The following is a 13,371-nucleotide window of genomic DNA, read 5'->3' on the forward strand; positions in this document are numbered from 1 at the left end:
GCACCGAATGTGCGGACCGCCCTTCGTTTTTCGAGCCTCGTTGGTCGAGCCTCAGCTCAGGCGCACCTCGGCGATGGCGCGGCCGAAGAGCTTCTTGCCCTCCGAGGTCGCGCCCAGCACGATGGTCGCCGCGCCGGATTCGGCATCCACCGACTTCACCTTGCCGGTGAATTCGACGATGGTCGGGGAGGTGGGCTCCACGGCGACGTAACCGGAGAACCGGACGCTGAACTTGCTCAGCGCGGACGGATCGCCCAGCCATTCCACCAGGTAGCCGGCGGTCAGGCCCATGGTGAGCATGCCGTGCGCGACCACGGTGGGCAGGCCGACCAGCTTGGCGGCGGCATCGCTGAAGTGGATGGGGTTCGGGTCGCCCGAGACGCCCGCGTAATTGACCAGGTCGCCGCGGGTGACGGGCACCTTGGCGGCGGGCAGCTCGGTGCCGGCGGTCAGGGTGGCGGCCTGCGGGGTGGTGTGCACCGGGCGGGCGGGGGCGGGGGCCTGGGGCTCGCCCACCTCTTCCGGGGCCAGCAGGATCAGCCCGGACGGGTCGTCGAGGTCGCGCTCGGCGTCGGCCACATGCCCGTGCATGACCACGCCGGCGACCGTCTGCACGGTGGCCGGATCGATCTCGACGCCCTTGCGGGCCACGATGGTGGTGGTGGCGACCAGCACCGGCAGCGCCTCGGCATCGGCCAGGGTGACCTTGATGGTGATGAAGTCGTTGTCGCCGAACGCGCGAATGCTGTCCACCGCGACGTCGACGGCCAGGTGGTCGTCGGCCAGGATCGGCCGGTAGTACTCGAAGATCTGATCGGTCTGCAGGATCTGCGACACGTCGTATTCGGTGAGCACGGTGCCGATCAGCGAGCGCGTGGTGGCGGCGCCGATCACCGAGGCGAAGGTGGGGGAGGCCAGCAGGCTCTCGTAACCCAGCTTGCGGGCGTCGGTCTCGTTGTGATGAGCCGGATGGTCGTTGCGCACGGCGCGCGCGAACTCGCGGATCTTCTCGCGACCGACGTCATAGTGATCACGAACTCGAAAGTGCCGGCCGACCAGTGCGGTGGCGGCGGCGGCTTCAGCCGTCTCCGGCATGGTGTTCAGCTCCCTGCAATTCGAAAACCGGTGGGCCCGCGCGCCTTCGGCAACGCACACGACAGCAGCGGCGAGGTCCCGCCGAGGCGTCGAAAGCCGGAGGGCAGGCCCAGACAATCCGGGCCATGCTACCGACGTGGTGGTCTGTTGACCAGGTGTATGTGATGTTCATCGCGAGGGTGGGCGTCAATGCGTCAGGCTCACAGGAAAGCCACCGGAGACTCCCAGAAATGGGCGCGGCTGGGCGGTCCCCTTCCGGCGTCGTTCCGGCCGTTGTCGCGTTCTAAAGCCGCGACACGGGACGAGTGGCACATGAGTGGGGGGATGGTGGGCGTGTTTCCGCGCTCATGTGCCACTGATCTTGGACGGGGGTGGTTTCCCGGGATGGTGTTTCAGATTGGTGCGGGTGGGTCAGTTCTGGGGGTCGCAGACCTTCCAGTCGCCGTCGGTCTGGCGGAGGTCGAAGGTGCGGGCGGATTGCTTGCCGGGGTCGGCTTCGGTGTAGACGGTCGCGGAGGCCATGGCGGTGTCGCCGGTGATCTTGATGGCGTCCACGCTCTTCACGACCGGGATGCTCTTCTGTTCCTTCGAGGTCTTGTAGACGCCCGCGAATTGCTCCGCCGAGATCTTCGAGTAGAAGTCGTGCTGGGTACCGCAGGTGATCCCGCGCAGCTTCTCCAGATCCCCACTGGACAACCCGTCCGTATAGGTGCTGATAGCCCGCTTGACCTTCGCCTCCGGCGAGTTGTCGGTCCCACCCGACGTCAACCCGACCACAGCCCCGATCACCACGACCACAGCCAGAATCGCCCCACCGATCAACAGCAACTTCTTCTTCGACCCACCGTCCGCAGGAGCATCCACCCCACCCGCCGGCACCCGCTGCGGCTGCGCGATCTGCTCCGCCCCAGCGCCCTGCTGCTGCACACCGCCATCACCATCAACCGGCCGCCGCGGCGGCGCACCCGCCTCCCCCGCAGCCGGAATCCGCTGCGGCGGAGCAATAACCCGAGGCTGCGGCCGCCCAGCCTGCGGCCCACCCTGATTCTGCCCACCTTGATTCGGGCCGCCCTGGTTCGGGCCGCCCTGGTTCGGGCCGCCCTGGTTCGGGCCGCCTTGGTTCGGGCCACCTTGGTTCGGGCCGCCCTGGTTGGGGCCACCTTGATTCGGCCCACCCTGGTTCGGGCCACCTTGATTCGGCCCACCCTGCTTTGGGCTGCCTTGGTTCAGGCCGCCTTGGTTAGGCCCACCCTGATTGGGCCCACCCTGGTTAGGGCCACCCGGTCGACCCGGCCCCTGCGGTCCGCCCTGACCGGGGCCTTGCGGCGTACCCGCCCCGACCCGCTGCGGCCCGACCGCGCGCGGTCCGCCCATCGGAGAGACGGGTGCGGTCGGCTGATTGTCCGCAGGCGACGGCGCACTACCCGGCCGCCGTGGCCCCATCGGCGGCCGCGGCGGCGCGGGCCGAGTCTCCTCGACACCCGCCCCCTTCGAATCCTGAACCTGCGCACCGCCACCCGGTGCACCGCCACCCGGCGCACCGCCCGGCGCGCTGATGCTCGGCACCCCACCCGGCGCGGCCCCGCGCGGCCCGGCATTCCGCGGACCGGGGTTCCCACGCGGCGTCACGGGCGGCTTGCTGACCGCCCGCCCCTGCGGCCCGGAAACCCGCATCTTCTCGGTCGGCGCATCTCCGGAAACCACGGGCAGCATGGTCGTGGCCGCATCGTCCGCATTCGGAAGCTTCTGAATCGCAACGGTCTTCGCATCCGCGGCGCCACCGCTGGGCTGCTCGGGTGAGTTCGAGGCTGACGGCTCGGTCTTGTCGGCAGCTTTCGCGTCCGCTCCGGGCTTACTCTGATCGGGGCCGGTTGCCGTTGCGTCCGAGGGCTTTTCGCCCTGTGGGCGAACTGCCTGGAACTGCATGGTGGCGTCGGCGTCCGCCTTGGCCGCCTGGCCTGCTCCCGACGGCTGGCCGGCCGGAGATGCGTTTCCGTGGGAATCACCCTGGGGCGCAGCCCCGGTCCGACTGCCCGGTTCCGCGGGCTTCGGATTGCCCTGCCCGGAAGCAGATCCCGCGTTCTTACCGGGGCGTCCGCCCAGGCCGGTGCTCGGTCGTCCACCGGCCTGCGGCGGTTCGTACTGGATTGTGGCGAATCCGGGCTTGCCCGCCGGACTGGAGCCACCGGAGCCTGCGTTGCCTTCGGCATTCGGGTTTCCGGGGCCGGACCCTGCCGGATCGCCACCCTTCCCGCCGGTCCCTGCCGGTGCGGACGGGCCGGGGGTGGGCTGGGTGGACTGGGTGCCGCCGGTGCGGATCACTTCGGTGGCGGCGGTGGGGGAGACCACGGGGGTTGTCGGCATGGCCGCGGTGGATTCGGCTCGGGTGTCGCGTCGTTCGCCGGGGTTCTTCGGGTCGGCTGCGGAGGCGGCTTTGTCGCCGGTGGGGTGTGCGACGGTGGCGTCGTCGGAGTTGTCGCGGGCCGGGGCTGCGGCGGGCGGGGTCGACACGCCCGGGGCGGCGGGGGTTGTGGGGTTGGCTGCGGTGGTGTCCGGTTCGGCGGCCGCGCCCTGGGCTGCCTTGCGGGCAGAGTCCTGCGGCTGCTGGTCGTCTTTCGGCTCGGACACGCGCTACCCCTCGGTTCGGCTGAACTGTGATTCGACGGTCAGCCTACTGAGCATTCGGGCAGTCGGTGCAGAATGATCGGCATGACCTCCTTCGGTGATCTGCTCGGACCGCAGCCGGTATTGCTTCCGGAAAATATCGACGCCGAGGGGGCGTTGCTGGAAAACCAGGATCCGGTGCAGGTCGCGGGACAGTATCCGTCCGCTTCCATCGCCTGGGCCTACCTGGCCGAGGCCGCGCTGCAGCGCGGCGAGAACGAGACCGGCGCGGTCAACCACGACATCATCGCCGCGTACGCGTTCGCGCGCACCGGCTACCACCGCGGCCTGGACCTGTTGCGCCGCAACGGCTGGAAGGGCTTCGGCCCGGTGCCGTGGAGCCACGAACCGAACCAGGGCTTCCTGCGCTGCGTGGGCGCGCTGGCCTGCGCCGCCCGCGCCATCGGCGAATCCGACGAGTACGCCCGCTGCCTGGATCTGCTGGAGGACTGCGACCCGCGCGCCGCCGCGGAACTGGGCCTCGACTGAGTCCTGCGGACTTGACGACCGGATTCAGCGACACCTTCGACGCCGCCAAGGAGAGCGGCGCGGCCCGGATGCGCAAAGCCTCGGGCCGGGTGCGCTCGTCCCTGCTGCCGATCGTGCAGTGCGCGATCGGCGCCGGCCTGGCCTGGCTGATCGCGCACGACATCATCGGCCACGAACACCCGTTCTTCGCCCCGATGGCGGCCATGATCTCGATCGGCGTCTCGTTCGGCGCCCGCCTGCGCCGCGCGGTGGAATTGATCGTCGGCGTGGCCGTCGGCATCGGCGTCGGCGACCTGTTCGTCTCGCAATTCGGTTCCGGCGTCTGGCAGATCTCGCTGCTGGTGCTGGCCGCGATGAGCACCGCGGTCTTCCTCGACGGCGGCCCGGTGATCACCATGCAGGCCGCCAGTTCGGCCGTGCTGGTCGCGACCCTCATCCCGCCCAGCAGCGGCGGCTCCGGCCTGCGCATGGTCGATGCCCTGGTCGGCGGCCTGGTGGGCATCATCGTGGTGGCGGCGATTCCCTTGCATCCGGTGCGCCGCGCCCGCCAGCAGGCCGCCGACATCCTGAACGTCATGGGCGCCGCCCTGGTCGAATGCGCCGACGGCCTGCTCGAACACGACGCCACCAAGATCAAGAACGCGCTGGAGGCGGCGCGAAAGACCCAGGCTCCCATCGATTCCCTGCGCAATACCCTCGAAGGCAGTTCGGAGATCATCCGGATCTCCCCGCTGTACTGGAACTCCCGCACCCGCCTGGACCGCCTGCGCCAAGCCGCCGACCCGCTCGACAATGCCGTCCGCAATTCGCGCGTCCTGCTCCGCCGCGCCCTCACCTCGGTCCGCGACGACGAGGTGCTCGACCCGCGCCTCATCCAGGAGGTCGCGAAACTCGGCCAGGCCGTGGACGTGGTACGCCGCATGATGCTCGCCGACCCGGGCGATCAGCCCGACGCCGCCGAGGCCACCCGCGTCCTGCGCACGGTCGCGAAGGGCGCCACCAAGGACCTCGTCGACCACGCGGGCGTCTCCGCCCACGTGGTTTTCGCCCAGCTGCGTTCCATCGTGGTCGATCTCATGCAGGTCTGCGGCATGCGCCGGCTGTCCGCCATCGCATTGCTCCCGCCCACCGTCGCCCACCCCTACGTCACCCCCATCGACTGACCCCGCGTAGACCCGCCGCCACCTGCGGGATCGCGTACCTGATCAATGAGTAGTGCACTACTCGGGTGTATCCGCCTGTGCCGCTCTACCGTTCGAGACAGTTCGGGCCGGCGAGGGGTTGGTCCGGCTCCGGTATCGCGGCGGCGGGACGTGTCGAATCACAGCCAGAAGCGTGTCAGCGTCCCGCCGTAAGCGGGCCAGCGCGAAGGAATTCCGGACAGATCGAACAGCCCGTGCACGGCGTCGAAGAACAGCGCGTTCAATTCCGGCACGAACAGCAGCGCCACCAGGATCAGCACCCCGTACGGCTTGATCTGATCCAGCGACCGCCGCGTCTGATAGCTCAGCGACGGCTCCAGAATCCCGTAGCCGTCGGTCCCCGGCACCGGGATCAGATTCAGCACGGTCGCCGTGATCTGCAGGAACGCAAGGTAACTCAGCCCGAACCAGAACGCGGCATGCTCGTTCGCATCGCCCCAGATCTTGATGATGATCAGCAGGACCACCGCGCACGCGGCATTCGCGGCCGGCCCGGCGGCGCTCAGAATCCGCTGCGTGCGCGGGCTGAACGCATGCGAGTGCACGTACACCGCACCACCCGGCAGCGCGAACCCGCCGATCGCGATGAACAGCACCGGCAGCGCGATCGACAGCAGCGGATGCGAATACTTCAACGGGTTCAAGGTCAGATACCCGCGCAGCTCCACCTCGCGATCCCCGGCCCGCCACGCCACGTACGCGTGCCCGAACTCGTGCAGGCACACCGAGACGATCCAGCCCGCCACCACCATCAGGAAGACGCCGAGCTCCGCCTGCTTGGACAGCAGTTCCGAATTCCAGGCCAGCACCCCGCCCGCGACGGTCAGCGCGACCACGAGCAGGAAGACCGGCGAGGGCCGCACGGCCCCGGGGGCACGGCGCATCGCGAAATCTTGATTCATCGGACTCCTTGTGTGGGACCCCGGTTTTCGAGCCGCGGGGACGCTGTCAGCGTACGAGCAGCCACGGTTCGTGGTGGCGGTAGAACGTGGAGCGTTTCACCACCCGGTCGGTGGTGATGCCGTCCCGGGTCACCACCGCGCCCGGCGTGCCCAGCTGCATGGCGCGCCCCTCGACCCACTTGCGCTTGCGCAGCCCGCGCGGCACGGTCGCGTGCAGGCCCGGCATCGCCAGGGTGGGGGAGACGTGCAGGGCACTGACCTTGCCGGTGAACAGCCGCGTGTCGTCCACGTACGCTTCGCCTTCGAGCTTCTGCCCGTTCATGCCGACCAGGGTGGCGCGGCCGATGAGCACCTTGCCGGTGTCGTCGCGGATCAGCGGCGTCTCGGTGGCCTTGCCCTCCAGTGCGCGCTTGGCGGCGGCCGATCCGGTGCCGGTCTCGTAGGCCCGCGAACCGTAGGTGCGATCGACCGGCACGTAGCCGATCTCGACGTGCAGCCGTTCGGTCCGCAGCAGATGGGTGAGCACCGCGGCCAAGCCCGCGTCCTCACCGAGCACGATCAGGCGCGGCAGGCTGTCGGCGGCCATCACCGGAAGTAGCTCGTCCAATGCCGAAGCCTCGGGGATGGCCGAAGTCTGGGTCAGGGGGAGCGAAGCCAATGCGATCGGAACCGGTGCGCCATCGCAGCGGAGAACATGGGTACTCAACTGCGGTACACCCTCCTCTGACCTGACATGTCGATCGCCTCGCTGCGTTCTCGCGGACCCCCGGCCGGTCCGGCTCCCCGTGCCACCATAACCCTGACGCTTATGGGTCGCTGGCTTCGCTGCTCACCCGTTACGTCGGATTCGCCGGACCCGGACCGCGAACCAGGGGGTATGTGGGCATCGCGTAAACTGTGCCTCCGGCCACCGCCTTCCGACGGCGGGTAGCTGCAGCACCGCAGTGCTGCGCGTCGATCCCGTAGGAGACTTCTGATGCCGGCAATCGTGCTGATCGGCGCCCAGTGGGGCGACGAGGGCAAGGGCAAAGCAACGGATCTGCTCGGTGACAGGGTTAATTGGGTCGTCCGCTACCAGGGCGGCAACAACGCCGGTCATACCGTGGTCCTGCCCAATGGTGAGAGCTTCGCGCTGCACCTGATTCCGTCGGGCATCCTGACGCCGGGTGTGACCAACGTCATCGGCAATGGCGTGGTGGTGGATCCGGGCGTGCTGCTCGCCGAACTGGCCGGTCTGGAAGAGCGCGGTGTGGACACCTCCCGCCTGCTGCTCTCCGCCGACGCGCACCTGATCATGCCGTACCACGTGGCCATCGATAAGGTCACCGAGCGCTTCCTCGGCAACAAGAAGATCGGCACCACCGGGCGCGGCATCGGGCCGTGCTACCAGGACAAGGTCGCCCGCGTCGGCGTCCGCGTCGCCGACGTGCTGGACGAGAAGATCCTCACCCAGAAGGTCGAAGCCGCACTGGAATTCAAGAACCAGGTGCTGGTGAAGATCTACAACCGGCGCGCGCTGGATCCGCAGCAGGTCGTCGACGAGGTGCTGGAGAAGGCCGAGGGCTTCAAGCATCGCATCTCCGACACCCGGTTCCTGCTCAACCAGGCACTGGAGAACAACGAGACCGTGCTGCTGGAGGGTTCGCAGGGCACCCTGCTGGACGTCGACCACGGCACCTACCCGTACGTGACCTCCTCGAACCCGACCTCCGGCGGTGCGGCCGTGGGTTCCGGCGTGGGCCCCAACAAGATCGGGGTCGTACTCGGCATCCTCAAGGCGTACACCACCCGCGTCGGCTCCGGCCCGTTCCCGACCGAGCTCTTCGACGAGTCCGGCGCGTACCTGGCCAAGACCGGCGGCGAGGTCGGCGTGACCACCGGCCGCGCCCGCCGCACCGGCTGGTTCGACGCCGTGATCGCCCGCTACGCCACCCGCGTCAACGGCATCACCGACTACTTCCTCACCAAGCTGGACGTGCTCTCCAGCCTCGACACCGTGCCGATCTGCGTGGCGTACGAGGTCGACGGCGAGCGCGTGGAGCAGATGCCCACCACCCAGACCGAATTCCACCACGCCAAGCCCATCTACGAAGAGATGCCGGGCTGGTGGGAGGACATCTCCGGGGCGCGCACCTTCGAAGACCTACCGGCCAATGCGCAGGCGTACGTCAAGCGGCTCGAAGAGCTGTCGGGCGCGCGGATCTCCTGCATCGGCGTGGGTCCGGGGCGTGACCAGACCATCGTGCGGCACGACATCCTGGCGTAAACGCCTGAGACAGAACGAAACTCGCGCCCGCTGCTGATGCAGCGGGCGCGAGGTGTTTCTCGCGGTTCCCGAGAATCTCCCGCTCAGTAGAGAGGCGCCAGCGGCGCGAGTGGGTCGGCGGCGTGCGGCGTGAGGGCGGCGTAGGCGGCCGCGATCGACTTCACCGCCAGGCGGATATCCGATTCCTCGTGGGTGAAGGGGAGGCGGATGAAGCGCTCGAAGGCGCCCTGGACGCCGAAACGTGGTCCGGCGGCGAGCAATACGCCGTGATTCGGGGCGATGGCGGCCAAGGCGGTGGAGACCGGGGCGGGGAGTTGCGCCCACAGGGACATGCCGCCCGCACCGGGGGAGACCCGCCAGTCGGGGAGTTCCTCGGCGATGGATTCCAGCAGGGCATTGCGGCGGGAGAGCAGCTGTTCCCTTCTGGTGGTGAGGATCTGGTCCTCGTGCTGCAGCAGATAGACGGTGGCCAGCTGATCCATCACCGGGGTGCCGAGGTCGACGGTGGAGCGGGTGCCGAGCAGCTTCGCGATCAGCGATTGATTGGCGCGCACCCAGCCGACGCGCAGGCCGCCCCAGAACGATTTCGACGCCGAACCGATCGTCACGATCTCCGAACCGCGGGCGAAAGACGCTGCGGGCGGCATGATCTCGTCGGTCAGGTGGAGATCCACCATGGATTCGTCGACGATCACCGTCATGCGGGTCTCGCGGGCGATGGCGGCCAGTTCGGCACGGCCCTCGGCGTTCAGCAGCAGGCCGGTGGGATTGTTGTAGTCCGGCACCAGGTACGCCACGCTGGCCGCGGTCTGCCTTGCCGCGCTGCGGATTCCGTCCATATCCCAGCCTTCGGGCCGCATCGGCACCGGGACCGGCCGGGCCCCCACATCGCGAATGGCCTCAATTGCGTTGGGGTAGCTGGGATGTTCGATCAGCACGCGTTCGGCCGGGGTGGTGAGCACATTCAGCAGCAGGCGCAGGCCGTGCTGCGCGCCGAGCGTGACCAGGATCTGTTCGGGATCGGTCGGCAGCCCGCGCTCGGTGTAGCGGCGGGCCAGGGCCTCGCGCAGCATGAGCATGCCGACCGGGTCCATGCCGTGCGTGCCGAGATAGGTCGGAAGTCCTTGCAGCGCAAAGGCGTACGCATCGGTCATCTCCGCGGGTGCGGACATGGCGGCGAAGGTCATGTCGATGGTCGGCACCTCCGGCTGCGCCATCATGGCGAGCAGGCTGCGGGCCGGTTTGGTGCCGTCGTGCACGACGGTCGGCGGCAGGGCCACGGTGCTGCGCGAGCCCTGCCGGCTGATCAGGTATCCGTGCTCGCGCAGCAGCGCGTAAGCCGAGGTCACCGTGGTGCGGCTGACGGCCAGGGTGGTGGCCAGATCGCGTTCGCTGGGCAGCGCCACCCCCAGCGGGGCGCGCCCATCGTGGATCAGCAGCCGGATGCTCTCCGCCAATGCCACGTACGCCGGCCGGGTGGACCGCTTACTGTCCGCCGCGGCCCCCGGCTCGTCCTGCCGCCACCGGCCCAGGTCGCGCGTGAGGCTGGCCGCGCCGATCACTCGTGTCGCCATACAGTCCAGTATCGGGGCACTGGATATTTTCTTCAACCCCCGACCAGTCCACTATTTCCTCATGATCGCTCTGCTCACCTCCTTCGCGGTGGTCGCGGCCTTCGCCGCGATCGTCTACCTGTTCGCCCCCGCCTCCGGTGAACGCTGGGGCGTGCTGCTCGAGCGTTACCGCCCGCACGCCCCCATGTCGGACTGGTCGGTCGCCGATTACGAAGCGTCCCGCCAATATTCGGACCTGGCGGCCGTCCGATCCCGGCAAGATCCCGAACCCCCTTCCCCCGCTCAACGCCGCCCAGCCGGCTTCCCCGACCTGTCCCGCATCCCCTGCTGTGAGGAAACAGTCCAGTTCTAGAAAACTGGCCTCAAGCCACCTGGTTGGACTGGACTGCACACCTACCCTCAGGCCGTCGAATGCATCCACCCCACGCCGCCGCGCCCGACCGGGCGCGGCGGCCTCATGCTGCCCCGCCCGCTCCAACCGGCCAGGCTGAAACGCGGGACACCGACGACTCTGGGCCGCACTCTGCGGACGACCATGGCCGAATGCCGCCGGAAGTTGTCGGACCCGTGGTGCAGACTGGCGTTATGTCCGCACCGGCCCGCCCTTTGGCCTCGGCGGCGCTTTTCGATACCGCGATCGGCACCTGCGCCATCGCCTGGAGCGCCACCGGCGTCCTGCGTTTCGCACTGCCCGATCCGGACGCGGCCACCACTCGCAGCTATATCCTGCGTCGTCACCGGCTCGCCGAGATCCGTGAGGCTGAGCCGACTCCCGTCATCGCCGATGCCATCGACCGCGTCCGCGCTCACCTCGCCGGCGATCTTGACGACCTGCGCGCCATCCCCCTGGACCTGTCCGCGCTCAACGATTTCGACCAGGCCGTCTATCGCGTCACCCGCGCCATCGACCCGGGTCACACCATCAGCTACGGCACCGTGGCCAACCGCATCGGCGCCCCCGGCGGCGCTCAGGCGGTAGGCCAATCCTTGGGCCGCAACCCCATTCCGCTCATCATCCCCTGCCACCGGGTGCTGGCCGCCGACCATGCCCTGCACGGTTTCTCGGCCCCCGGCGGCGTCACCACCAAACAGCATCTCCTGGAAATCGAACGCACCCCCGGCTTCGGCGAACCCACCCTCTTCTGACCGAGCCGATCGCCCCGCGTTCGAAATCCGCAACGTGCTTCGCATAACGTTTCTTCACAGCGAAGGTCACAATTCAGTATTGCCCGAAATTCGCTTTCCAACTCGAACCCCTTGTCGCACACTCGATTCTGTCGACAGCACGAAAGCATCCATTGCGCACGAACGGCCCTCGGCCGGCACGTGCGGCAGCCGAGGTTATGCGCGGCCCCGGCTACCGTCGAAGAATCCGATCGGACCGCCCTGACGGTTCGATCGGATTCCGGCACCCACGATGCTGGCGATTACCGCTCCGCACCGCGCTCACAACCGTGGCCGACACTTCTGCCGTCGCGGTCTGGTGGGGCGTGCCCGCGTGATCGCTGTCAGCCCTTCGGCTGTCGCGGCCCGGTCGGTCACGGTACCGCGCGGTCGCCCGGTGAGTCAGAACGCGGCGCCGAGGAAGCCGCCGACTGCTCCGCCGGCGATACCGCCGGCAACGCCACCGGCCACCGCGGCCGGAATGCCAAGGGCGGCAGCACCGGCGGCTGCGCCGACGCCCGCGCCGATGAGCCCGCCGCCGATCGGACCTCCGACCACGTCGATGGGCGCTGTCCACGGCGCGACCGCCACACCGGCCATACCGAGCGCGGAACCGATGCCCGCGCCGACAGCCGCACCCACGATGCCGCCCGGTACCGCACCGGCGATAGCCATGGGCACACCGGCCGCGAGCGCTCCGCCGACCGCGCCGGCGGCGACTCCCGCGATGGTTCCCGCCGCGATCCGATCCGACCGGCTCGGGTTGATGCCGATCGAGTTGAACCCGGTAGCGATGGCCGCTTCGGTATTCGCGGCCGCCTCGTTCACGGGAGTGAGCACATTGTCCGGAACATCATCCGGCACAGCCGAAGTGAAATCTCCCAACCGCAGCGTCCGCGGCGGCGGCGCGATAGGCGCCACCGGAACGACGGGCCCCGGCACATGCAATTCCTGCCAATTGATCGCGGGCACCGCCTGCTGCGGCTGCGGCATCGGCCGGAAGTTCGGCGGCACAACATAATCCGGCCCCGGAACAGGTCCCGGCTTCACCGGCGTAGTAACCCCCGGCTGCACCTGCCCCGGCCGCTGCGCCCCGGCCTGCTCCGCCTGCCGCCCCACCCCCGGCTGCACCGTCCGCGCACTGAACGACCCGCCCGAACCACCGGACGCCCCAGCCGAAGTCCCCGGCTGCCCCGCCGCGGCCCCCGGCTGACCCGCCTGCACCCCGGGCCCCGAACCTCCCGGCACCCCGTTCCCCGGCGCAGCACCCGGAACTGCCTGTGCCCCAGGACCGGTCGTAACCCCAGCCACACTCCCCGCCGCAGCACCCGGCGCCGCCCCCTGCGGATCAGTCGTCCCGGAGCAAGCCACCGCCAACGCCAGCGGAATCACCCCCACCACCGGCAACAGCGCCCGCCGCGCCCCACGACCACCGACTACCCGATCCCGACGCATCACGCCGAACACCACCTTCACCACTCGATTTCACCGGCCCGATCAGGCCGAACAACAACGAGACCCGTCACCACCGGCAACGCCTCCCGCCCGATCCGCTTCTCTCACCACGTAATTCGCACCCACCCCCACCCCGGCGCTCCCCACCCCCAACTTCGCGCAACCCCACCCGCGTGTCGCACCCACCCGCCGCCCGACACCCACGAACCGATTGCGCGGACACGCCGATCCCGCCCGCAACCGATTCCCACCGACGATGAATCGACCTGCGATCGAGCGGCGACCTGAAACTCCGCCTCGCCGCAGTCGCGCCGCCCCCGCGCAGTGGCCGACCGGACCACCCCAATTCGAGCGTCCAGTCGCCGCAAGCGGATTCGAAGCCGAGCGCTCGCGACGCCGAAAGGAGCGCTGTGAGACCGGGCGTCCTCTCGAACGTCCGCCCGGCCCCGACGTCGCACCGGTTGGGTTGTGCGGGAGGCGAATCAGATGACGCTGCCGACCGCGCCGCCGGCCAGGCCACCGAGGACGCCGCCCACGGCCGCGCCCGCCAGGCCGGCTGC

General features: G+C 69.3%; 11 protein-coding genes. 5 read left to right on the forward strand and 6 right to left on the reverse strand.

The window, feature by feature from the left end; all coding sequences use genetic code 11:
* Nucleotides 1-51 precede the first annotated feature (51 nt).
* Nucleotides 52-1,095: a fused (3R)-hydroxyacyl-ACP dehydratase subunits HadA/HadB gene (locus NY1_RS38380; RefSeq protein ID WP_067722377.1), complete on the reverse strand. Its 1,044-nt coding sequence runs from the start codon at nucleotides 1,093-1,095 to the stop codon at nucleotides 52-54.
* Between the two features lie 411 nt (nucleotides 1,096-1,506).
* Nucleotides 1,507-3,723: an Rv0361 family membrane protein gene (locus NY1_RS44065; RefSeq protein ID WP_157762752.1), complete on the reverse strand. Its 2,217-nt coding sequence runs from the start codon at nucleotides 3,721-3,723 to the stop codon at nucleotides 1,507-1,509.
* 81 nt (nucleotides 3,724-3,804) lie between these two features.
* Between NY1_RS44065 and NY1_RS38400 the strand changes: the two genes are divergently transcribed.
* Together NY1_RS38400 and NY1_RS38405 are read left to right on the forward strand one after the other, a co-directional pair.
* Nucleotides 3,805-4,248, forward strand: coding sequence for a DUF3151 domain-containing protein (locus NY1_RS38400; RefSeq protein WP_067722415.1), 444 nt, complete (start codon nucleotides 3,805-3,807; stop codon nucleotides 4,246-4,248).
* Nucleotides 4,249-4,316: 68 nt separating this feature from the next.
* Entirely contained in the window at nucleotides 4,317-5,411 is a 1,095-nt protein-coding gene (locus NY1_RS38405; protein WP_067722417.1) for an FUSC family protein, read from the forward strand.
* A gap of 158 nt (nucleotides 5,412-5,569) precedes the next feature.
* Here NY1_RS38405 and NY1_RS38410 read toward each other — a convergent pair whose 3' ends face one another.
* Entirely contained in the window at nucleotides 5,570-6,352 is a 783-nt protein-coding gene (locus NY1_RS38410) for a site-2 protease family protein (RefSeq protein ID WP_408639294.1), read from the reverse strand.
* Nucleotides 6,353-6,398: 46 nt separating this feature from the next.
* Nucleotides 6,399-7,058 carry a hypothetical protein gene (locus tag NY1_RS38415; RefSeq protein ID WP_067722385.1) on the reverse strand — a complete coding sequence of 220 codons (660 nt, stop codon included), beginning with the start codon at nucleotides 7,056-7,058 and terminating at the stop codon, nucleotides 6,399-6,401.
* A 270-nt stretch (nucleotides 7,059-7,328) separates the two neighbouring features.
* Here NY1_RS38415 and NY1_RS38420 point away from each other — a divergent pair, with 270 nt between their 5' ends.
* Nucleotides 7,329-8,618: an adenylosuccinate synthase gene (locus tag NY1_RS38420; protein ID WP_067722389.1), complete on the forward strand. Its 1,290-nt coding sequence runs from the start codon at nucleotides 7,329-7,331 to the stop codon at nucleotides 8,616-8,618.
* Nucleotides 8,619-8,701: 83 nt separating this feature from the next.
* Here the strand turns inward: NY1_RS38420 and yczR are convergent, their stop codons facing one another.
* Nucleotides 8,702-10,192 carry a MocR-like transcription factor YczR gene (gene yczR, locus NY1_RS38425; protein WP_067722391.1) on the reverse strand — a complete coding sequence of 497 codons (1,491 nt, stop codon included), beginning with the start codon at nucleotides 10,190-10,192 and terminating at the stop codon, nucleotides 8,702-8,704.
* Between the two features lie 61 nt (nucleotides 10,193-10,253).
* On the opposite strand from yczR, the gene NY1_RS38430 reads away from it, so the two are divergent.
* Both NY1_RS38430 and NY1_RS38435 read left to right on the forward strand, forming a co-directional pair.
* Nucleotides 10,254-10,544, forward strand: coding sequence for a hypothetical protein (locus tag NY1_RS38430; protein WP_067722393.1), 291 nt, complete (start codon nucleotides 10,254-10,256; stop codon nucleotides 10,542-10,544).
* A gap of 191 nt (nucleotides 10,545-10,735) precedes the next feature.
* A complete protein-coding gene (locus NY1_RS38435) occupies nucleotides 10,736-11,338 on the forward strand; it encodes a methylated-DNA--[protein]-cysteine S-methyltransferase (RefSeq protein WP_439956070.1) in 603 nt (200 codons plus the stop codon).
* Between the two features lie 420 nt (nucleotides 11,339-11,758).
* On the opposite strand, the gene NY1_RS38440 is transcribed toward NY1_RS38435, so the two are convergent.
* The gene (locus NY1_RS38440; protein ID WP_157762753.1) at nucleotides 11,759-12,580 is read right to left on the reverse strand and encodes a hypothetical protein; all 822 of its coding nucleotides are present in this window, start codon (nucleotides 12,578-12,580) and stop codon (nucleotides 11,759-11,761) included.
* Nucleotides 12,581-13,371 lie beyond the last annotated feature (791 nt).

It is taken from the genome of Nocardia yamanashiensis NBRC 100130, from assembly GCF_001613325.1.
Taxonomy (GTDB): domain Bacteria; phylum Actinomycetota; class Actinomycetes; order Mycobacteriales; family Mycobacteriaceae; genus Nocardia; species Nocardia yamanashiensis.

Coding starts and splice junctions, on each gene's coding strand:
- NY1_RS38405 (WP_067722417.1), top strand. CDS start 4,317: ATGCGCAAAGCCTCGGGCCGGGTGCGCTCGTCCCTGCTGCCGATCGTG.
- NY1_RS38410 (WP_408639294.1), bottom strand. CDS start 6,352: ATGAATCAAGATTTCGCGATGCGCCGTGCCCCCGGGGCCGTGCGGCCC.
- NY1_RS38380 (WP_067722377.1), bottom strand. CDS start 1,095: ATGCCGGAGACGGCTGAAGCCGCCGCCGCCACCGCACTGGTCGGCCGG.
- NY1_RS38435 (WP_439956070.1), top strand. CDS start 10,736: ATGCCGCCGGAAGTTGTCGGACCCGTGGTGCAGACTGGCGTTATGTCC.
- yczR (WP_067722391.1), bottom strand. CDS start 10,192: ATGGCGACACGAGTGATCGGCGCGGCCAGCCTCACGCGCGACCTGGGC.
- NY1_RS38420 (WP_067722389.1), top strand. CDS start 7,329: ATGCCGGCAATCGTGCTGATCGGCGCCCAGTGGGGCGACGAGGGCAAG.
- NY1_RS38430 (WP_067722393.1), top strand. CDS start 10,254: ATGATCGCTCTGCTCACCTCCTTCGCGGTGGTCGCGGCCTTCGCCGCG.
- NY1_RS38400 (WP_067722415.1), top strand. CDS start 3,805: ATGACCTCCTTCGGTGATCTGCTCGGACCGCAGCCGGTATTGCTTCCG.